A 21,108-nucleotide genomic window follows, 5' to 3' on the forward strand; every position below is an offset into this window, starting at 1 on the left:
GTGCAGCCACTGCGCAAGGCCGACCCTTCGGCTATCGCCGGCTACCGGCTCCTCGGCCGGCTCGGCGCCGGCGGCATGGGCGTCGTCTACCTCGCCCGCTCGACCGGCGGTGCGCTCGCCGCGCTCAAGCTGATCCGCGCCGAGCACGCCGCCGACCCCGGCTTCCGGGAACGGTTCCGCCGTGAGGCGCGGGCCGCCGAACGCATCACGGGCCGCTGGGTCGTCCGCGTCCTCGACGCCGACCCGGAGGCCCGCGAGCCGTGGCTGGCGACCGAGTACGTGCCGGGGCCCTCGCTCGCCGAGGCCGTCGCCCTGCACGGCGCCCTGCCCGAGCCGACCGTACGGGCCCTCGGCGCCCGTCTCGCGGCCGCGCTCGCCGACATGCACGAGGCCGGGCTCGTCCACCGGGACGTCAAGCCCGGCAACGTCCTCCTCGCCCTCGACGGACCCCGGCTGATCGACTTCGGCATCGCCAGGACCGCCGGGGCGACCGCCCTGACCGCCACCGACGCGATGATCGGCACCCCCGGCTTCCTCGCCCCCGAACAGGCCCGCGTCGCCGGCTCGGGAGAGGTCGGACCGGCCGCCGACGTCTTCTCGCTCGGCTGCGTCCTCGCGTACGCGCTCACCGGTGAACGCCCCTTCGGTACGGGCGCCGTGGCGGCCGTCGTCTACCGCACGGTCCACGAGGAGCCCGCACTCGACGACGTACCGGACACGATCCTCCCCCTGGTCAGGGCCTGTCTGGCCAAGGACCCGGGGGACCGGCCCACGGCCGCCGAGGTCCGTGAGGCCCTCGGGCGGGCGGACGCCCCGGCGGGGGACTGGCTGCCGGACGGCCTGCCCGCCCTGATCGCCCAGCGCTCCTCCCGGGTCCTCGACCTGCCGGTGCCGGAGCCCACGATGCTCGTGGCCGACGAATCCCCGAAGGGCCCTTCGCGTCGCCGGTTCCTGATCGGCGGCTCGGCGGCGGCCGTCGTCGGCGCCGGCGGCCTGACCGCCTACCTGCTGAGCCGTACGCCCTCCGGAAGCGGCGGCAGCGGCGGCGGTACGGGCACGGGCGCGCGGCTCGCCACGTACACGATCGGCGTCGTCACCGACCTGAGCGGAGCCACGAAGGCCGACGGGCGGGCGCAGGAACGCGGGGCGCGGCTCGCCATGGAGACCCACAACGCCCGCGCCGACCGCACCTTCGACATGGCCCTGAAGATCATCGACGACCGGGGAGACCCGAAGCGCGCCAAAGCGGCCGCCCGTGCCCTGGCCGGCATCGGGAACCTGGCCGCCGTGCTCGGCCCGACGGTCACCGGGACCGACATCGCCGCCCACGACGAACTGTTCCTCCACAGTGTCCCGTTGGTGAGTGTGGTCGCCTCGGTGCCGGAATCGGACCTCGCCGGGCAGGGCAATGACCACGCCTACCTCGAAGCCCGGGCCTCGCCCGACGTGATGGTCGTGGCCTTCAGCCGGTGGCTGAACGAGCACGACCGACGCAGGACCGCCGTCGTCGAGGACCGGGCGGCCGGACGGTTCGCCTGGTTCGCCGTCAGGATCCTGAAGGAGGACCCTCCTTCGTCCCCCAACGGCGGCGTCACCACCTCCCACCCGGTGGAGGCGGGCAGCGAGGACTTCGAGTCCGCCGTCCGGCAGGCCCTCGCGACGCACCCCGACGGCGTGTACTACGCGGGGACGTCGCCCCGCCGGGCCGCGCTGTGCGCCAAGGCCCTGGCCCGGCAGGGGTACAAGGGGCCGTGCGGCAGCACGGAGCAGGTGCTCCAGCCGGAGTTCCTGAGCCTGGCGGGTCCGGCGGCGGAGGGCTGGTACTTCGGCACCAGCTACGTCGACCCCGGCCGCATGCCGGCCGGAAAGCAGTTCGCCGCCGCCTACCGCGAGCGCTGGAAGCTGCCCGCGACGGCACCGTTCGAGCGGTACGCGACGGAGGCGTACGACACCGTCCACTGGATCGCGCAGGCGCTGCGCACGGCGCTCGCGAACAGGGCGGAGCACATGAGCGCGGCGGTCGCGAACGGGCTGATCCGGGCCCCGTACGAGGGGATCGCGAAGGTGTACCGGTCCGACCTGAGGAACAGCAAGGACGCGGCGCTGAGCGCGGTCTTCCTCTGGCAGGTGCGCGGCGGGGTGCCCACCTACCGGGGCCATTTCGCGACCGCCGCGAAGGAGGACTGACGAGGGACCGGGACCGCGCCGCGGACCTGGCCCCTCGCACGGCTGTCAGCCGACGACCGTCCAGGTGTCGTTGCCCGAGAGGAGCTGGCCCAGGTCGCCCTTGCCGTAGCGCTCCACGGCCGTCTCCAGCTGGTCCGCCATCAGCGTGTCGTACACCGGGCGGTCCACCGAGCGGAAGACGCCGATGGGCGTCTGGTGGAGCGTGTCCGGGTCGGCCAGGCGGGAGAGGGCGAACGCCGTCGTCGGGGTCGCCGCGTGGGCGTCGTGGACGAGGATCCGGGACTCGTTGTCCGGGGTGACCGTGACGACCTGGAGGTCGCCGGTGGCCGGGTCGCGGACGACGCCCTTCTCGTTCTCGGCGCCGAAGCGGATCGGCTGCCCGTGTTCGAGGCGGATGACCGCCTCCTTCGCCTGGTCCTTGTCCTTCAGGACCTCGAAGGCGCCGTCGTTGAAGATGTTGCAGTTCTGGTAGATCTCGACGAGCGCCGTGCCGTTGTGCTCGGACGCCTGGCGGAGCACCTCGGTGAGGTGCTTGCGGTCGGAGTCGACCGTACGGGCCACGAAGCTCGCCTCCGCGCCCAGCGCGAGCGAGACCGGGTTGAAGGGCGCGTCGAGCGAACCCATCGGCGTCGACTTGGTGATCTTGCCGACCTCGGAGGTGGGGCTGTACTGGCCCTTGGTGAGCCCGTAGATCCGGTTGTTGAAGAGCAGGATCTTCAGGTTGACGTTGCGGCGCAGGGCGTGGATGAGGTGGTTGCCGCCGATGGACAGCGCGTCGCCGTCGCCCGTGACCACCCACACCGACAGGTCGCGGCGCGAGGTGGCGAGACCGGTGGCGATGGCCGGGGCGCGGCCGTGGATGGAGTGCATCCCGTAGGTGTTCATGTAGTACGGGAAGCGGGAGGAGCAGCCGATGCCGGAGACGAAGACGATGTTCTCCTTCGCCAGACCGAGCTCGGGCATGAAGCCCTGCACGGCGGCGAGGACGGCGTAGTCACCGCAGCCGGGGCACCAGCGGACCTCCTGGTCGGACTTGAAGTCCTTCATCGACTGCGTGGCCTCGGCCTTGGGCACCAGCTGCAGGAGGGACTCGGTGGGCTCAGGCATCGATGACCTCCTTGAGGGCGGCAGCGAGCTGCTCGGCCTTGAACGGCATGCCGTTGACCTGGGTGTGGCTGCGGGCGTCGACGAGGTACTTCGCCCGGACGAGCATGGCGAGCTGCCCGAGGTTCATCTCGGGGACGACGACCTTCTCGTACCCCTTGAGCACCTCGCCGAGGTTCTCCGGGAAGGGGTTGAGGTGACGCAGATGGGCCTGGGCGATGGGCGTGCCCGCGCGCCGGAGGCGGCGGACGGCCGCCGTGATCGGCCCGTAGGTGGAGCCCCAGCCGAGGACCAGGGTGCTCGCGCCGTCCGGGTCGTCGACCTCGATGTCCGGGACCTCGATGCCGTCGATCTTGGCCTGGCGGGTGCGGACCATGAACTCGTGGTTGGCGGGGTCGTACGAGATGTTGCCCGTGCCGTCCTGCTTCTCGATGCCGCCGATGCGGTGTTCGAGGCCGGGGGTGCCGGGCACGGCCCAGGGGCGGGCGAGGGTCTCGGGGTCGCGCTTGTACGGCCAGAAGACCTCGGTGCCGTCGGCGAGCTCGTGGTTGGGGGTGGTGGCGAACTGCGTCCGCAGGTCGGGGAGCTCCTCGACGTCCGGGATGCGCCAGGGCTCGGAGCCGTTGGCCAGGTAGCCGTCGGAGAGCAGGAAGACGGGCGTGCGGTACGCGAGCGCGATCCGGGCGGCGTCGAGGGCCGCGTCGAAGCAGTCGGCGGGCGTCCTCGGGGCCACGATCGGCACCGGCGCCTCGCCGTTGCGGCCGTACATCGCCTGGAGGAGGTCGGCCTGCTCGGTCTTGGTGGGCAGACCGGTGGACGGCCCGCCGCGCTGGATGTCGACGATCAGCAGCGGTAGTTCGAGCGAGACGGCGAGTCCGATCGTCTCGGACTTGAGCGCCACGCCAGGCCCGGAGGTCGTCGTGACGGCGAGCGAGCCGCCGAAGGCCGCGCCCAGCGCGGCGCCGATGCCGGCGATCTCGTCCTCGGCCTGGAAGGTCCGCACACCGAAGTTCTTGTGCTTGGACAGCTCGTGCAGGATGTCCGAGGCCGGGGTGATCGGGTACGAGCCGAGGTAGAGCGGCAGGTCCGCCTGCCGGCCGGCGGCGATCAGGCCGTACGAGAGGGCCAGGTTCCCGGAGATGTTCCGGTACGTGCCGGTGGGGAAGGCCCGGGTCGCGGGCGCCACCTCGTAGGAGACGGCGAAGTCCTCGGTGGTCTCGCCGAAGTTCCAGCCGGCCCGGAAGGCGGCCACATTCGCCTCGGCGATCTGCGGCTTCTTCGCGAACTTCTGGCGCAGGAAGGTCTCGGTGCCCTCGGTCGGCCGGTGGTACATCCAGGAGAGCAGCCCGAGCGCGAACATGTTCTTGCTCCGCTCGGCCTCCTTCCGGGACAGGCCGAACTCCTTGAGCGCCTCCAGGGTCAGCGTCGTCAGCGGCACGGGGTGCACCCGGTACCCGTCGAGCGACCCGTCTTCGAGGGGCGAGGTGGCATACCCGACCTTGGCCATGGCGCGCTTGGCGAACTCGTCGGTGTTGACGATGATCTCGCCGCCGCGCGGCACGTCCCCGATGTTCGCCCTGAGGGCGGCGGGGTTCATCGCGACCAGCACGTTCGGGGCGTCCCCGGGGGTCAGGATGTCGTGGTCGGCGAAATGCAGCTGGAAGGACGACACACCCGGCAGGGTTCCGGCAGGCGCCCGGATCTCGGCCGGGAAGTTCGGCAGCGTGGAGAGGTCGTTCCCGAAGGACGCCGTCTCCGAGGTGAAGCGGTCACCCGTCAGCTGCATGCCGTCACCGGAGTCACCCGCGAAGCGGATGATCACCCGGTCGAGCCGGCGCACTTCCTTCTCGGTGCCGTGGTGGGGCGTCGCCGGGGCGCTGCGCTGCTCCCCGACCAGGGCCTCACCGGCCTCGCTACTGACCTGGCTGGTCACTGAACTGGACCTCCCTCGCGGCAAGGGGACTCTCCGCCGGAGGCGGGGAGAAGGCTCGGGATGCGGCCGGTGATCGTCGATCGCTCGGAGATCACCTTCCGTCCCGAGGCCCACCCTACGACGGTAAGGGGGGCCTTCCCGGGACTTCTCACATCATGGACCTCTTTTTGAGACGCCCTCTTGTCCTGAATCGTCACGTTCTGTCGCCACCCGGAGTGTTCCGGAAAGTCTGGTTCCGCCTCATCCTTTGGGTCTAGGACCGGTCCGGGACCTCATCTGACAGAGTGTCAGATGATCAGGACTTCAGATACGTCAACACCGCAAGTACCCGGCGATGATCACCGTCACTCGGGGAGAGGCCCAGCTTCAGGAAGATATTGCTGATGTGCTTCTCCACCGCGCCGTCGCTCACGACCAGCGCCTTCGCGATCGCCGAGTTCGTCCGGCCCTCCGCCATCAGACCGAGGACCTCCCGCTCGCGCGGGGTCAGGTTCGCCAGCACGTCCTGCTGACGGCTCCGGCCCAGCAGCTGCTGCACGACCTCCGGATCCAGGGCCGTACCGCCCCCGGCGACCCGGACGACCGCGTCCACGAACTCGCGGACCTCCGCGACCCGGTCCTTCAGGAGATAGCCCACACCCCGGCTGGAACCGGCCAGGAGTTCGGTGGCGTACTGCTCCTCCACGTACTGCGACAGCACCAGGACACCCAGCCCCGGATGGTCCTTCCGCAGCCGCACCGCCGCCCGCACGCCCTCGTCGGTGTGCGTCGGCGGCATGCGTACGTCCGCCACCACCACGTCCGGCAGCGCGCCCCCGGCCGCGAGCCCCGCCACCGTCTCCACGAGCGCCTCGCCGTCCCCGACCCCGGCGACGACCTCATGCCCCAGATCGGTCAGAAGCCGGGTCAGCCCCTCCCTGAGCAGTACGGAATCCTCGGCGATGACCACCCGTACGCGCCCCGCCACGTCTTGCCCACTCACGCCCTGCCGCCCCCATGCTCGGACCCACCACTGACCCCTTCAGCATGGCACCCCTGAGAGGCCCGGAACATCCGTCCCCGGCCCGAACCACGGGCATGCACCGCCACCTCCGAGGCCGGGACGGGCTGCCTGGACCCCGAGCCCACGCCTGGGCCCGAGCCCGCAGAACGGCACCGCCCCGCCTGGCCCGGCCCCGCAGAGCGACGGGCCCGGGCCCGCGCCTGGGTCCGTGCCCGCCCGTGGGGTGGCGCCGGCCGGGCCCACACGTGCCGGGGCCGCCCGTGGGGCGCGTCGGCCGGGCCCGCGTTTACCCGGGCCCGCGTTTACCCGGGCCTGCACTCGCCCGGGCCCGCGCATACCTGGGCCCGCGCCCGCTCGGTGGTGCCTGCCCCGGGGCTGCACTCGCCCGGGCTCGCGCTTACCTGGGCCCGCGCCCGCTCGGTGGTGTCTGCCCCGGGGCTGCACTCGCCCGGGCTCGCGCTTACCTGGGTCCGCGCCCGCTCGGTGGTGTCTGCCCCGGGGCTGCACTCGCCCGGGCTCGCGCTTACCTGGGCCCGCGCCCGCTCGGTGGTGCCTGCCCCGGGCCGGTGCCCCCGCCCCCGCCCGTGTGGGCAATCGTCCCTCCCCCAGACTTCGTCCGGGGGGACCCCCAGGGGCGATGGGGGTCCCCCCCCGCTCGAGCGGAACGGAGAGCTTGGGGGAGGGTGGGCACACGGGACGGCGCCCTCCGCGGGCGCCTCCGCCCCCTGCGCCTGACCCGCACCACGCTGGTCGCCGTACCTGCGGTGCGGGCCAGGGCGCGGAAGCCTAGGCCCGGCAAGGGGCGCCGTCCGTTGTGCCCACCCTCCCCCAAGCTCTCGGCTCCGCTCGAGCAGGGGGGACCCCCATCGCCCAGCGGAACGATTGCCCACAACGGGGGTGGGCACAGCCAGGTCTGCCAGCGGCACGGGCAGGGCCCGCCGGACCAGGCCCGCCTACCAGTGGGCGCGTGGGCCGACGGGCCAAGGGCGGCAAGCGGCCGCAGGCCCGGTGAGGCCGTTACGCGCGCCAGGGAAGTTCGGCCGTCACCGTCGTCGGACCCCCCGCCGGCGAGTCCACGGCGAGGACCCCGTCCACCGCCCCCACCCGCTCGGAGAGCCCCGCAAGCCCCGACCCGCCTCCCGAGACCCCCGCGCCCCCCACCCCGTCGTCCCGCACCTGAAGCATCAGCCGGTCCCCGGTCCGCCACACGTCCACCCACGCGCGCCGCGCGCCCGAGTGCCGGGTGACGTTCTGGAGCAGCTCCGAGACCGTGAAGTACGCGATGCCCTCGATCGCCGGCACCGGCCGTGCCGGGAGGTCGACGTTCACCGACACGGGGACGGCGCACCGGGAGGCCACCGCCGACAGCGCGGCGTCGAGCCCCCGGTCGGTGAGGACCGCCGGGTGGATGCCCCGGGCGAGGTCCCGCAGTTCCTGGAGCGCGAGCTTCACCTCGCCGTGCGCCTCGCCGACGAGCACCGCCGCCGCCTCGGGGTCCCGCGCCAGCTTCTCCTTTGCGAGCCCCAGGTCCATGGCGAGCGCGGCGAGGCGGGCCTGGGCGCCGTCGTGCAGGTCGCGTTCGATGCGCCGCAGGTCGGCCGCGGCGGTGTCGACGACCACGCCCCGGTCGGACTCCAGCTCGGTGACGCGGGAGGCGAGCCGGGACGGGCCGAGGAGCCCGGAGACGAGGAGCCGGTCGACGGCGGTGAGCCCGCGCAGCACCCACGGCCCGAGGAGGACGAACACGAGCCCGATCAGGCTGGTGACGGCGATCTCGAAGGGCGCGTCCAGGTAGAAGGAGTGGGTCCGGTCGCCGTACAGCTGGATGCCGTCCTGTCCCACCCACGTGGGGAAGACCCACTGCCACAGCGGGTACGTGAAGAGGCTCCAGCCCCAGGACCACAGCGCCACGGTGACCGAGAAGGAGAACACCGCCCACGGCATGTGCAGGATCGCGTACAGCAGGTGCCGCCACGACGCACCGCTCTTCAACATGGCCCCCATCCAGGAGAGCGCCCCGCCGGTCCGCCCGCGCACCGGCTCCGGCGCGGCCACGTCGAGGCCGAGGAGCCCGCGCGCCCGGGCCCGCTCGACGGCGCCGAAGCCCCGGCACATGGCGAGCGCCCCGGCCAGGATCGGCACGCCGAGGAAGGTGATGAGCAGCCCGGCGCCGGCCGAGACGAAGGCGACGGAGAGCGCGAACCAGCAGACGCTCAGCGGCAGCCCGATCAGCACGTACCCGAAGGCGCGCCAGGTGCGGGCCTCGAACGGCGCGCGGATCGCGGCGGGGAGTCGGTGGGAGGCCATCGCGGTGTTCCTTCTCTGCTCAGGGGGGCGGCGGGCGGTACGTGTTCCAGGGTTCCGTCCCGGGCCCCGCCGGACCATGAGGCGGGTGGGCGTCTGGTCCCGGGGGTTTTCCCTACCTGCCGGGCGGGGGAAGGAAGGATCGGGTACGGGTCGCCCCACCACCCCCGGAGCCGTACGGGCGGGCTCACGCCCCGGAGCCGTACGGGCGGGCTCACGCCCCGGGCCGTAGGTAGGGGCGGGCTCACGCCCCGGGAGCCGTACGGGACCGCTCACGCCCCCGGAGCCGTAGGGGCGGGGCTCACGTCCCTGGAGCCGTACGAGTCAGCTCACACCCCCGGAGCCATACGGGACCGCTCACACCCCCGGAGCCGTAGGGGCGGGGCTCACGCTCCCGGAGCCGTACGGGACTGCTCACGCCCCCGGAGCCGTGAGGGCGGGGCTCACGCCCCTGGAGCCGTACGAGTCAGCTCACACCCCCAGAGCCGTACGGGACCGCTCACGCCCCCGGGGTCGTACGGGACCGCTCACGCCCCCGGACGCGAGCGCCACGGCAGTTCCGCCGTGACCGTCGTCGGGCCGCCCTCGGGGGAGTCCAGGACGAGGAGCCCGTCGACCGCACCGAGCCGTTCCGCGAGCCCCGCGAGTCCCGTGCCGCCGTCGAAGCGCGCCCCGCCGGCCCCGTCGTCCCGCACCTGGAGCATCAGCCGCTCGCCCGCCCGCCACACGTCCACGGAGGCGGACCGGGCACGCGCGTGCTTGGAGACGTTCTGGAGCAGCTCCGACACCGTGAAGTACGCGATGCCCTCGATCGCCTCGGCCGGCCGTTCCGTCAGGTCCACGGCCACCTTCACCGGCGCCGTGCAGCGCGCGGAGACGGAGGAGAGGGCCGCGTTCAGCCCCCGGTCGGTGAGGACCGCCGGGTGGATGCCCCGGGCGAGGTCCCGCAGCTCCTGGAGGGCGAGCTTCACCTCGCCGTGCGCCTCGTCGACCATCGACGCGGCTGCTTCCGGGTCTTCGAGCAGCTTCTCCTTCGCGAGGCCGAGCCCCATCGCCAGGGCCACGAGCCGGGCCTGGGCGCCGTCGTGCAGGTCGCGTTCGATGCGCCGCAGGTCGGCGGCCGCGGTGTCGACGACCACGCCCCGGTCCGATTCGAGTTCGGCGATCCGCCGCTCCAGCTCGTCGGAGGGGGAGAGCAGCCCCCGGACCATGCCCCGGTCGCCGTTGGCGAGGCCGCGGGCGATGAAGGGCAGGACGGGCCAGAGGACGAGGAGCGAGACCAGCGCGACGGTGAACGTCACGATCCCCCAGGGCAGCCGGATCAGCCCGTACAGCTGGGTCCGCCAGGCCACCGGGTCCTTCAGCGAGCCCCACAGCCAGCCGAAGAAACCGCGTTGCCGCGGCAGCGGGGAGGGTTCGGCGACCTTCACGCCGAGCAGCGCGCGGGCGCGTGCCCGCTCGGACCGGCCGATGAGGCGGGCGCCGCCGAGACCGAGGGCGAGCAGCGGCAGGCCGATGACGGTGACCGAGAGGCCGACGCCGAGCAGGACGCTGACGACCGCGTAGACGAATCCGGCCAGTGCCGTGAAGAGGTTGGAGAGGAGGAAGGCGATCTCCTTCCAGGTCTCCTTCCCGTAGGCGAGCCGCAGCGGCGGACGGGGGGCTTCGGCGGAACCGGCCGGGCCCGCCGGGCCGGAGGACTCGACGGTGCCGGAGGACTCGACGGTGCCGGAGGACTCGACGGTGCCAGGGGGCACGGCGGGGCCTGGCGACTCGGCGGGGCCTGGGGGCTCGGCGGGGCCTGGGGACTCGACGGGATCAAGATCGGCGCTCATGGTCCCCAGGGTGCCGGTCGGGGACGGCGCGACGCCATGGGGGAGGTGGGTGAGAGGCAGGGGGGATATCCCCACCCGCGGCCCAGCCACCAAGGCACCCGTGGCTGCTTACGGTCTCTTTAGCAGGGCCTAGACTCGCGTCCGACAGAAGTGACTCCTGAGACAACGAGACCGAGGGGCGGACGGACGTGCGGGAACCGACCGTTGTCGCCGCCGACGCGGCGGACTACTTCCAGACATATTCCGTCGTCGGCCTGCTCGCCGTCGTCGGCGTGCTCTTCGTCGCCGTGGCGTTCGGCGCGGGCCGGCTGCTCAGGCCCGTCGTGCCGACGCCCGAGAAGCTCCTCACGTACGAGTGCGGTGTCGACCCCGTAGGGGAGGGCTGGGCCCACACCCAGGTCCGCTACTACGTCTACGCCTTCCTCTACGTGATCTTCGCCGTCGACTCGATCTTCCTCTTCCCCTGGGCGACGGTCTTCGCGGCGCCCGGTTACGGCGCCACGACCCTGGTCGAGATGTTCGTCTTCCTCGGCTTCCTGGCCGTGGGGCTGCTGTACGCGTACAAGAAGGGCGTCCTGTCATGGACGTAACACCCCTGCCCACACCGCTGCCCGCCCCGAAGCTGGGGACGCTCGCGCGCCTGGCTCCCGAGCCGATGAAGGTGGTCCTGAACTGGGGCCGCCGCTACAGCCTGTGGGTCTTCAACTTCGGCCTCGCCTGCTGCGCGATCGAGTTCATCGCCGCGTCGATGGCCCGGCACGACTTCATCCGGCTCGGCGTGATCCCCTTCGCGCCGGGCCCGCGCCAGGCCGACCTGATGATCGTCTCGGGCACGGTCACGGACAAGATGGCGCCGGCGGTGAAGCGTCTGTACGAGCAGATGCCGGAGCCGAAGTACGTCATCTCCTTCGGCGCCTGCTCGAACTGCGGCGGCCCCTACTGGGACTCGTACTCGGTCACCAAGGGCGTCGACCAGATCATCCCGGTCGACGTGTACGTGCCGGGCTGCCCGCCGCGCCCCGAGGCGCTGCTCCAGGGCATCCTCAAGCTCCAGGAGAAGATCGCCCGCGAGAGCCTGGCCGAGCGGTACGCCACCGCCGCCACGGTCTCCCAGCTGACCAGCCCCCTGGTCGAGCGGCCGGGAGGCACGGCATGACCGCCTACGACTCCCTCCCCGACGCCGTCACGGAGATCTTCGGCGAGGAGGCGACGGCGGAGCAGGCGTACGACCTGCTGACGGTCGACGTCCCGCCGGCGTCCTGGCTCGCGGCGCTCACCACCGCCCGCGACGAGCTGGGCTGCACGTACTTCGACTGGCTGAGCGCGGTGGACGAGCCGGGTACGGGCTTCCGCGTCTGCGCGCACGTGGTGTCGCTGGGCGGGGGCCGCCCGCGCCGCCTCCTGCTGCGCACGACGGTCCCGCACGACGCGCCGGTGCTTCCCACCGCGATCGAGGTGTACGCGGGAGCGGGCTGGCACGAGCGCGAGACCCACGAGATGTTCGGCGTGGACTTCGCGGGCCACCCGCACCTCGTTCCGCTCCTCCTCCCCGAGAACTTCGAGGGCCACCCGCTGCGCAAGGACTTCGTCCTCGCGGCCCGGGTCGCCAAGGCGTGGCCGGGCGCGAAGGAGCCGGGCGAGTCCCACGACGGCGGCGGGCCGAAGCGCCGCCAGATGCTCCCGCCGGGCGTCCCGGACCCCAACGAATGGGGCCCCCTGAAGGGCCAGCTCCCGCCGGCCCCCGCCCGCCCCGCCCGAGCGACGGCAGGCGACCGCCCGGTACGCCGCACCCGCACGGTCACGGAGGGCTCGGCAAGCCAGACACCGGAGGAGTCCGGCGCAGCCACGCCCCGCCGCACCCGCACGACGACGGAGGGCTCGGCGAGCCAGGCGACCCCGGAATCCGGCGCTGTGACCCCGGAGCAGGGCGCGCCCACGGAGGCCCAGGCCTCCACGGACGCCCAGACCTCCACGGCCCGCCCCCCGCGCCGTTCCCGCTCGGCGGCGGACGGCTCGGCGAGCCAGGCGGCTCAGGAGCCGGACTCGACCCCGGCCGCTCCGCCGCGCCGTTCCCGCTCGGCGGCCGACGGTTCCGCGAGCCAGTCGGCCCCGGAGCCGGGCGCGCCCACGGACGCCCAGGCCTCCACGGAGGCCCAGGCCTCCACGGCCCGCCCCCCGCGCCGTTCCCGCTCCGCGGCGGACGGTTCGGCGAGCCAGTCGGCCCCGGAGCCGGACGCTCCGGCTGCGGACGGCCAGTCGGCCCCGGACACGGACGGCCCCGCGCCCCGCGCGGCGGCCGCCACCCCGCGTACCCGCAGCTCGGACGCCCCCTGGCACCACGCCCGCCCCGCGTTCGACGAGGAGCCGCCCACCCCGGCCGAGCCCCCCACGACGGAAGCGGCCGCCCAGAAGCCCACCCCGGCCCCCGAGCCGGAGGCCCCGGAGCCCAGGACCGGTACCGAACCGGAGGCCCCGGAGCCCAGGACCGGCACCGAGCCGGAGGCCCCGGAGCCCAGGACCGGCACCGAGCCGGAGGCCCCGGCCCCCGCCACCCGGCCCCCCGGGCCGGAGGCCCCGGCCCCCGCCGCCCCGGCGGAGGACACCTCGTCCGACCCCGAGGCCCCCGAGGCCCCCGCGCCCCGTAACGCCCGCGCCGCCGACCGCGACCCCGCCGGGCACGACGGCGGTACCGACAGTCCCACCGACCCCGCCGGAGGCGATCCCGCGTGAACGACGTACTCGACGTCGCCCTCCGGCTGCTCATCGTCTTCGGTGTCTTCCTCGTGCTGCCCCTGGTCGTCGGGCAGACCGAGCACAAGGTCATGGCGCACATGCAGGGCCGCCTCGGCCCCATGTACGCGGGCGGTTTCCACGGCTGGGCCCAGCTCGTCGCCGACGGCGTGAAGTTCGCGCAGAAGGAGGACGTGGTCCCGAAGGACGCGGACCGGCGGATCTTCCAGCTCGCGCCGGCCGTCGCCCTCCTCCCGTACCTCCTCGTCCTCGTCGCCATTCCGATCGGGCCGAGCGAAGGGGCCGTCGGGCAGCTCGTCGACGCCGGCATCTTCTTCGTGCTCGCCGTCATGGGCGTCGGCGTCCTCGGCAGTCTGATGGCCGGCTGGGCCTCCGCGAACAAGTTCTCGCTGCTCGGCGGCCTCCGTACCGCCGCCCAGCTCCTCGCGTACGAGCTGCCGATGCTGCTCGCCGCCGCCTCCGTGGCGATGGCCGCCGGCACCGTCTCCCTCCCCGGCATCCTGAACGCCTTCGAGTGGTGGTGGCTGCCCTGGCAGATCATCGGCGCGCTCGTGTTCTTCGTCGCCGGTCTCGCCGAGCTGCAGCGGCCCCCGTTCGACATGCCGGTGGCCGACTCGGAGATCATCTTCGGCGCGTACACCGAGTACACGGGTCTCCGCTTCGCGCTCTTCCTGCTCGCCGAGTACGCGGGCATCGTCGTCCTCTGCGGTCTCACCACCGTCCTCTTCCTCGGCGGCTGGCACGGCCCCTTCGGCGGCGACGGCCTCGGCTGGGTCTGGACCCTCCTGAAGACCGCCGTCCTCGCGTTCGTCGTGATCTGGCTGCGGGTGTCCTACCCGAGGCTCCGTGAGGACCAGCTGCAGAAGCTGGCCTGGACGGCCCTCGTCCCGCTCGCCCTCGCGCAGATCGCGCTCACCGGCATCGTGAAGGTGGCGATCCAGTAACCATGCCTCCCATCCCCGGCTCCGGCCTCGCCAAGGGCCTCGCCGTCACGCTCCGCACGATGACGCGGAAGACCGTCACCGCGCAGTACCCGGACGTGCAGCCCGAGCTGCCGCCCCGCACCCGCGGGGTCATCGGCCTGTTCGAGGAGAACTGCACGGTCTGCATGCTCTGCGCCCGTGAGTGCCCCGACTGGTGCATCTACATCGACTCCCACAAGGAGACGGTGCCGCCCGCCGCCCCCGGCGGCCGCGAGCGCAGCCGGAACGTCCTCGACCGCTTCGCCATCGACTTCTCGCTCTGCATGTACTGCGGCATCTGCATCGAGGTGTGCCCCTTCGACGCGCTGTTCTGGTCGCCCGAGTTCGAGTACGCGGAGACCGACATCCACGAGCTCACCCACGAGCGCGACAAGCTCCGCGAGTGGATGTGGACGGTCCCCGAGCCGCCCGCGCTCGACCCGCACGCGGAGGAGCCGAAGGAGATCGCCGCGGCCCGCAAGGCGGCCGAGAAGGCGGCGGCCCAGGCGGCGGCCGAGGCAGAGGCCCAGGAGGACCAGCAGTGAACCTTGCGACACAGGCCCACGGCTTCCTCTCGCCCACCGGCGTCGAGGTCGCCTTCGTCCTCGTCGGCGTCGCCGCCCTCGGCGCCGCCCTCGTCACCGTCACCACCCGCCAGCTGGTGCACGCCGCCCTCTGGCTGGTCGTCTCGCTCGGCGGGCTCGCCGTCGAGTACCTGCTCCTGACCGCCGAGTTCATCGCCTGGGTCCAGGTCCTGATCTACGTCGGTTCCGTCGTCGTCCTCCTCCTCTTCGGGCTCATGCTCACCAAGGCCCCCATCGGCCGCTCCCCGGACGCCGACTCCGGCAACCGGCCGGTCGCCCTCGCCGTCGCGCTGGCCGCCGCGGCCGCGCTCGTCTGGGTCGTCGTCGACGCGTTCCGTACGACCTGGATCGATCTGGACGGACCCGCCCAGGGCTCCACGGCCGTGACCGGCGAGTTCCTCTTCCAGCACTGGGTGCTGCCCTTCGAGGCGCTGTCGGTGCTGCTCCTGGCCGCCCTCGTCGGCGCGATCGTGCTGTCGCGGAAGAAGAAGGAGGACGAGCGCTGATGCACCTCGCCTACCCGGCCGTCCTCGCCGCCCTCCTCTTCTCCGTCGGCCTCTACGGTGTCCTCGCCCGCCGCAACGCGATCCTGGTCCTGATGTCCGTCGAGCTGATGCTCAACGCCGTCAACCTCAACCTGGTCGCCTTCGACGTCTGGCTCCGCGACACCCTCCACGCCGGCCAGGCCCTCACCCTCTTCACCATCGCCATCGCCGCCGCGGAGATCGGCATCGGTCTCGCGATCGTCCTGATGGTCCACCGCAACCGCGGCACCTCGGACGTCGACCGTCTTCGCGACACCAAGGAACAGCCGTCGGCCGAGGAACAGCCGTCCGTCGAGGAGAAGACCGAGGCCGCCGCGTGACCACGACCACCCTCGCCGTCCTCGTCCCCCTCCTCCCTTTCCTCGGCTCCGCCGCCGGACTCCTGCTCGGCCGCACCGCGCCCGGCTTCGTCCGGCCGCTGGCCGTGCTGCCGACCCTCGCCGCCGCGGTCCTCGCGGCCCTGGTCGCCGCCCGCCAGGGCGGGGGCAGGGCGATCGACGCCGCCACGCAGCTCACCCCGACCGGTTCGATCCCGATCGACCTGAGCCTCCACATCGACGGATTCGCCGCGCTCGTCGCCGTCCTCGTCGGTGTCGTCGCCACCTGCGTGCAGATCTACTCGACCGGCTACCTCCGCGACGACCCGCGCTACCCCTCGTACGCCGCGCTCGTCTCCCTCTTCACCTCCGCGATGCTGCTCGTCGTCTACTCCGGCGACCTGATGGTGCTCCTCGTCGGCTGGGAGGTCATGGGCATCTGCTCGTACTTCCTCGTCGGCCACTACTGGGAGACCCCGGAGGCGCGGGCCGCCTCCCTCAAGGCCTTCCTCGTCACCAAGCTCGGTGACGTCCCCTTCCTCATCGGTCTCTTCGCGCTCGCCGTCGACGCGGGCACCTTCCAGATCACGGGCGTCCTCGGCGCCGTCGCGAACGGCGGCCTCGACCACCCCACCGTGATCGCGCTGCTGCTGCTCGCCGGTGTCGCGGGCAAGTCGGCGCAGTTCCCGCTCCACACCTGGCTCCCGGACGCCATGGCCGGCCCCACCCCCGTCTCCGCGCTCATCCACGCGGCGACGATGGTCGCCGCCGGCATCTACTTCACGGCCCGGCTGCTTCCGGTCTTCGCGGCCTCCGCCGCCGCGATGACCGTGCTCGCCGTGATGGCCGCGATCACGATGGTCGGCTCGGCGCTCGCCGCGCTCGCCCAGGACGACATCAAGCGGGTCCTCGCCTACTCGACGATCGGCCAGCTCGGCTACATGGCCGGTGCCCTCGCCGTCGGCGACCGCGGGGCCGCCATCTTCCACCTCCTCTCGCACGCCGGGTTCAAGGCGCTGCTGTTCCTCGCCGCCGGCGCGGTCATCCACGCCGCCGGTACGAACTCGCTCACCGCCATGTCCCGCATGAGCGGCCTCGCGAAGCGCATCCCCGACGCCTACTGGACGATGACCGTCGCCCTCCTCGCGCTCGCCGCGATCCCGCCCTTCGCCGGCTTCTTCTCCAAGGAAGCCGTCCTCGTGGCCGCCGAGCACACCGCCCTCGGCGAGCGGGACGTCGCCCCCGCCGGGGCCGGCTGGATCGTCCTCGTCGCCGGCCTGGTGACCGCCCTGCTCACCGCCGCCTACGCGCTCCGCCTCTGGGTGCGGACCTTCCGGGGCCGCGGCGCCGAGGCACCGGACCACGGCCGCCAGCCGATCGCCATGACGAGCGTCCTCTGGGTCCTCGCGATCCCCACCCTCGGCTTCGGTCTGACCGCCACGTACCTCGACGACTGGTTCGACGGGAACGACCTCACCCCGACCCTCACCACCGCCGTCCTCGGCACGGGCCTCGCCGTCGCCGGAGCCGTGATCACGTACGCGGTCTGGCGCACCCTCGCCGCCCGCACCCCGGTCACGGCACCCGTGCCGCACGTCGCCCACCCCGACGCCGAGGCGGGCCAGGTCGAGGCCGAGGCGCTGCACCTGCCCCACCCCGCCGAGGACCCGGCCGACCCCGGCCGCGCCCTCCTGGGGCCGCTGCACGGACCGGCCGCCGACGGCTTCCACCTGGACGCCGTCTACCGGACCGCCTTCGTCCGCCCCGTACTCGCCGCCGCCTCCCTGGTCCGCTTCCTGGACCGCGAGGTCGTCGACACCTACGTGAGCGCCGCGGGCAACTCCGCCAAGGGGCTCGGCTGGCTCGTCCGCCGCGCCCAGACCGGCAACGTGCAGACCTATCTGAGCGCCCTGCTCGCCGGCTCCGTCGTCCTGGCGATCGTCGCCGTCGCCCTCGCCAACGCCGTCGCCGGAGCGTGAGCCGTGATCGATATCAGCGAATCCGTGATGCAGTTCCTTCTCGCGTTGATCGTCGCCGGCCCGCTGGTCGGCGCCGCCGCCGCTCTCCTGCCCGCCCCGCCCGGGCTGAAGGGGAAGTCACCCGACCAGGCCGTGCTCCGCCACGGCGTCACCGTCACCGGCGTCATCCTGCTGGCCGCGATCGTCCTCGCGCTCGGCTTCGACCACGACCACCCGTCGACGATGCAGGCCACGACGGACATCAGCTGGATCAGGGCACTCGACGTGCGCATCCACCTCGGTGTCGACGGCATCTCCCTCCCCCTCCTGGTCCTGACCGCGCTCCTGAGCTTCCTCTGCGCGCTGTACAGCTACTTCAAGATGCCCAAGGGGCCTTCCCCCAAGGCCTTCGTCGCCCTGCTCCTCGTCCTGGAGTCCGGCACCCTCGCGACCTTCGCCGTCCTCGACCTCGTCCTGTTCTTCCTGGCCTTCGAGATGGTCCTCATCCCGATGTACTTCCTCATCGCCCGCTGGGGCGGCGAGGGCAGGCAGGCCGCCGCCTGGAAGTTCATCCTCTACACGCTGCTCGGCTCCGTCGTCATGCTGCTCGGCCTGCTCCTCATCGGCGTGAAGGCGGGCACGTTCGACATGGTGGCACTCGCCACTGACAACGGCCGCGGACTGACCACATCGGTGCAGGTCATCGCCGTTCTCGCGATCGGCCTCGGGCTCGCCGTGAAGACCCCGATGTGGCCGCTCCACAGCTGGCTCCCGGACGCCCACACCGCGGCCCCGACCGTCGGCTCCGTCCTCCTCGCCGGCGTCCTGCTCAAGATGGGCACGTACGGCTTCGTCCGGATCGTCCTGCCGATCACCCCCGACGGCATGCGGACCTTCGCCCCGTACCTCGCGGCCTTCGCCGTCGCCGGCATCATCTACGGATCGCTCGCCTGCCTCGCCCTCGCGAAGCCCGGCAACAAGGGCGACCTCAAGCGCCTCATCGCGTACTCCTCCGTCGGCCACATGGGCTTCGTGCTCCTCGGCATCGCCACCATGACCCCCACCGGGGTCAACGGCGCCCTCTTCGCCAACATCGCCCACGGCCTCGTCACCGGCCTCCTGTTCTTCCTGGTCGGCGCGGTCAAGGACCGGTACGGCACCGCCGACCTCGACACCCTCGCCGGAGCCACCGGCGCCGCCCTCTACGGCCGCGCGCCCCGCCTCGGCGGCCTCCTCGCCTTCGCCGCCGTGGCCTCCCTCGGACTGCCAGGCCTCGCCGGCTTCTGGGGCGAGATGCTCGCCCTCTTCGGCGCCTTCGACCCGGCCGAGGGCCTCAGCCGCCCCGCCTTCCTCACCTTCATGGCGATCGGCGCCTTCGGCACCCTCCTCACCGCCGCCTACCTCCTCGTCGTCGTCCGCCGCGTCTGCATGGGCGGCCCGCGACCCGCGGGGGAGACGGCGATCGCCGACGTCCAGGGGTACGAGTTCGCCGCCTGGACCCCCCTCGTCGCCCTCACCGTCCTCGCCGGACTCTGGCCCGCCGTCCTCCTCGGCCTCACCGACCCGGCCGTCCAGAAGCTCCTCGCGGGAGGCACCCAGTGACGTTCGCCAGCGAGTCACTCGTCCAGTCCGTCGACTGGCTCACGATCGCGCCCCCCACCCTCACGGCCGTGGTCGCCCTCGTCGTCCTCGTCGCCGACCTCTTCGTCCCCCAGGAGCGCAAGCAGCTCCTCGGCTGGACCGCGATCGGCGGCCTCACCGCCGCCCTCGCGCTCCTCCTGCCGCTGAGGGCGGGAGACCGCTCCACCTTCTGCCTGACGGCCGCGACGCAGGTGAAGGCCTGCAGCTACACCGCCGACCACTTCACCCTCGTCATCCAGCTGCTTGTCCTCGCCGGCGCGCTCCTCACCGCGCTCCTCTCCCTCGACGCGACCCGCGAGAAGCTCCCGGCGGGCGAGTACTGGTTCCTGTTGCTCTCCTCGGCCGCCGGCGCCGCCCTGCTGCCCGCCTCCCGCGACCTCGCCACCCTCGTCGTCGCCCTCGAAGTGGCCTCGCTGCCCGCGTTCGCACTCGTCGGCCTCAAGCGGGGCGACCGCATGTCCGGCGAGGCCGCGCTCAAGTTCTTCCTCTCGTCCGTCACCGCGACCGCCGTCACCCTGCTCGGCGTCAGCTTCGTGTACGCGGCGACCGGCACCCTCCACCTCACGGAGATCGCCCAGCGCCTCGACGACGTTCCCGGGCAGCTCCAGACACTCGCCGAGGCGGGCGTCGCCCTCACCCTCGTCGGCTTCGCCTTCAAGACGGCAGCCGTCCCGTTCCACTTCTGGGTGCCCGACACCTACGTCGGCGCGCCGCTGCCCGTCGCCGCCTACCTCTCCGTCGTCGGCAAGGCCGTCGGCTTCACCGGCCTCATCCTGGTGACGGTCGTCGCCTTCCCCTCGTACGCGGACGTGTGGGGCCCGGCGCTCGCCGCGCTCGCCGCGCTGACCATGACCGCGGGCAACGTCGCCGCGCTCCGCCAGTTGTCCACGCGCGCGTGGAGCGCGGTCCGACTGCTCGCCTGGTCCTCCGTCGCCCAGGCCGGCTACCTCCTGGTGCCGATCGCGGCCGCCGCGTACTCCAGCGACGACCAGATCGGCGCCACCGTCGCGTACGCCCTGATGTACGCCGTCGTGAACCTCGGCGCCTTCGCGGTCGTCGCCCTCGTCGGCCGCACCCACCCCGAGAACCGGATCGCGGACTACCGGGGCCTGTACGCGGCCAGCCCCGCGGCAGCCTTCGCGCTCGGGTTCTTCCTCCTGAATCTGGCCGGTTTGCCCCCGGGTATCATCGGCCTCTTCGCCAAGGTGACCGTCTTCTCGGCGGCCGTCGACGCGGGCCTCGGGTGGCTGGCCGTGATCATGGGCGTCAACGTCGTGATCGCGCTCTACTACTACCTGCGCTGGACGGCCCTGCTCTTCCGCGCACCGGAGGGCGCCCCCGTCACGCACAGGGCCCCCGCGCCGGTCACCCTGGCGATCGCGCTGACCGCCGCCGCCGGAGTCGTCCTGTCGGGCTATCCGCAGTTCGCCCTCCGCTTCGCGGCGACGAACCTGTTCTGACCCCCCCACAGAGAAAAACCGAGGAGCAACACCCCGTGCTGAACGGATTCAAGGACTTCATACTTCGCGGGAACGTCGTCTCGATGGCCATCGGCCTGGCCATCGGATCGGCTTTCACGGCCGTCGTCACCGGCTTCAGCAAGGCGTTCATCACCCCGCTCATCGGTCTGGCGACCGGCTCGGTCGGCGACTTCAGCGAGGCCAGCTTCAAGATCCAGGGCACGGTCTTCCCGTACGGTCTGGCCATCGCCGCCGTCATAGCTTTCGTCATCACGGCCGCCGTCCTGTACTTCCTGATCGTCGTCCCGATGACGAAGATCCAGGAGAAGTTCGCCAAGGAGGAGGCGAAGGACCCCAAGGCCGAGAAGCGCGACTGCCCCCGCTGCTTCACCGAGATCCCGGTCATCGCCTCCCGCTGCGCCCACTGCACCAGCGAGGTCGAGCCCAGCGTCCTCGGCCTGGAGAAGATCCCCGCCGCCCGCTGATCACCCGTACGGCCCACACGGCACCCCCTGCGAGCCGGG

Annotated in this window: 17 protein-coding genes; 12 read left to right on the forward strand and 5 right to left on the reverse strand. The window is 72.7% G+C overall.

The annotated features are described in order from the left end of the window. Positions 1–2,187 (forward strand): bifunctional serine/threonine-protein kinase/ABC transporter substrate-binding protein, encoded by a 2,187-nt coding sequence (locus ACN9M0_RS21570; RefSeq protein ID WP_426404069.1) that lies wholly within the window; start codon positions 1–3, stop codon positions 2,185–2,187. Positions 2,188–2,232: 45 nt separating this feature from the next. Here the strand turns inward: ACN9M0_RS21570 and ACN9M0_RS21575 are convergent, their stop codons facing one another. From ACN9M0_RS21575 to ACN9M0_RS21595, 5 genes are all read right to left on the reverse strand, one after another. Beyond that, a complete protein-coding gene (locus tag ACN9M0_RS21575; RefSeq protein ID WP_366036504.1) occupies positions 2,233–3,294 on the reverse strand; it encodes a 2-oxoacid:ferredoxin oxidoreductase subunit beta in 1,062 nt (353 codons plus the stop codon). Continuing rightward, on the reverse strand, positions 3,287–5,224 hold the full coding sequence (locus ACN9M0_RS21580; protein ID WP_426404070.1) for a 2-oxoacid:acceptor oxidoreductase subunit alpha: 1,938 nt from the start codon (positions 5,222–5,224) through the stop codon (positions 3,287–3,289). Before ACN9M0_RS21580 ends, ACN9M0_RS21575 begins: the two co-directional genes overlap by 8 nt. Before the next feature lie 295 nt (positions 5,225–5,519). Then, complete coding sequence (locus ACN9M0_RS21585) at positions 5,520–6,191, reverse strand: LuxR C-terminal-related transcriptional regulator (RefSeq protein ID WP_399695957.1); 672 nt, start codon at positions 6,189–6,191, stop codon at positions 5,520–5,522. A gap of 1,053 nt (positions 6,192–7,244) precedes the next feature. Further along, positions 7,245–8,534 carry a sensor histidine kinase gene (locus ACN9M0_RS21590; protein WP_366036502.1) on the reverse strand — a complete coding sequence of 430 codons (1,290 nt, stop codon included), beginning with the start codon at positions 8,532–8,534 and terminating at the stop codon, positions 7,245–7,247. A 524-nt stretch (positions 8,535–9,058) separates the two neighbouring features. Continuing rightward, positions 9,059–10,366, reverse strand: a complete 1,308-nt coding sequence (locus ACN9M0_RS21595; protein ID WP_366036501.1) for a sensor histidine kinase — start codon at positions 10,364–10,366, stop codon at positions 9,059–9,061. 188 nt (positions 10,367–10,554) lie between these two features. Here ACN9M0_RS21595 and ACN9M0_RS21600 point away from each other — a divergent pair, with 188 nt between their 5' ends. The 11 genes from ACN9M0_RS21600 to mscL are packed head-to-tail and all read left to right on the forward strand — an operon-like array spanning position 10,555 to position 21,069. Continuing rightward, a complete protein-coding gene (locus ACN9M0_RS21600; RefSeq protein ID WP_351213280.1) occupies positions 10,555–10,956 on the forward strand; it encodes an NADH-quinone oxidoreductase subunit A in 402 nt (133 codons plus the stop codon). Beyond that, on the forward strand, positions 10,947–11,522 hold the full coding sequence (locus ACN9M0_RS21605; RefSeq protein ID WP_366036500.1) for an NADH-quinone oxidoreductase subunit B: 576 nt from the start codon (positions 10,947–10,949) through the stop codon (positions 11,520–11,522). The genes ACN9M0_RS21600 and ACN9M0_RS21605 overlap by 10 nt, the downstream gene beginning before the upstream one ends. Further along, complete coding sequence (locus ACN9M0_RS21610; RefSeq protein WP_426404071.1) at positions 11,519–13,096, forward strand: NADH-quinone oxidoreductase subunit C; 1,578 nt, start codon at positions 11,519–11,521, stop codon at positions 13,094–13,096. The genes ACN9M0_RS21605 and ACN9M0_RS21610 overlap by 4 nt, the downstream gene beginning before the upstream one ends. Beyond that, on the forward strand, positions 13,093–14,061 hold the full coding sequence (locus ACN9M0_RS21615) for a complex I subunit 1/NuoH family protein (protein ID WP_366036498.1): 969 nt from the start codon (positions 13,093–13,095) through the stop codon (positions 14,059–14,061). Before ACN9M0_RS21610 ends, ACN9M0_RS21615 begins: the two co-directional genes overlap by 4 nt. 2 nt (positions 14,062–14,063) lie before the next feature. Then, a complete protein-coding gene (locus ACN9M0_RS21620) occupies positions 14,064–14,624 on the forward strand; it encodes a NuoI/complex I 23 kDa subunit family protein (protein WP_366036497.1) in 561 nt (186 codons plus the stop codon). Beyond that, positions 14,621–15,169 (forward strand): NADH-quinone oxidoreductase subunit J family protein, encoded by a 549-nt coding sequence (locus ACN9M0_RS21625; RefSeq protein WP_426404072.1) that lies wholly within the window; start codon positions 14,621–14,623, stop codon positions 15,167–15,169. Before ACN9M0_RS21620 ends, ACN9M0_RS21625 begins: the two co-directional genes overlap by 4 nt. Next, complete coding sequence (gene nuoK / locus ACN9M0_RS21630) at positions 15,169–15,528, forward strand: NADH-quinone oxidoreductase subunit NuoK (RefSeq protein ID WP_366036495.1); 360 nt, start codon at positions 15,169–15,171, stop codon at positions 15,526–15,528. The genes ACN9M0_RS21625 and nuoK overlap by 1 nt, the downstream gene beginning before the upstream one ends. Next, positions 15,525–17,504, forward strand: coding sequence for an NADH-quinone oxidoreductase subunit L (locus tag ACN9M0_RS21635; RefSeq protein ID WP_366036494.1), 1,980 nt, complete (start codon positions 15,525–15,527; stop codon positions 17,502–17,504). Before nuoK ends, ACN9M0_RS21635 begins: the two co-directional genes overlap by 4 nt. 27 nt (positions 17,505–17,531) lie before the next feature. Beyond that, the gene (locus ACN9M0_RS21640) at positions 17,532–19,085 is read left to right on the forward strand and encodes a complex I subunit 4 family protein (protein ID WP_366036579.1); all 1,554 of its coding nucleotides are present in this window, start codon (positions 17,532–17,534) and stop codon (positions 19,083–19,085) included. Next, a complete protein-coding gene (locus ACN9M0_RS21645) occupies positions 19,082–20,584 on the forward strand; it encodes an NADH-quinone oxidoreductase subunit N (RefSeq protein ID WP_399695832.1) in 1,503 nt (500 codons plus the stop codon). The genes ACN9M0_RS21640 and ACN9M0_RS21645 overlap by 4 nt, the downstream gene beginning before the upstream one ends. A 35-nt stretch (positions 20,585–20,619) precedes the next feature. Next, positions 20,620–21,069, forward strand: coding sequence for a large conductance mechanosensitive channel protein MscL (gene mscL, locus ACN9M0_RS21650; RefSeq protein ID WP_366036492.1), 450 nt, complete (start codon positions 20,620–20,622; stop codon positions 21,067–21,069). Positions 21,070–21,108 lie beyond the last annotated feature (39 nt).

Origin of the sequence: Streptomyces sp. R-07 (assembly GCF_049913175.1) — a bacterium.
Taxonomy (GTDB): Bacteria; Actinomycetota; Actinomycetes; order Streptomycetales; family Streptomycetaceae; genus Streptomyces.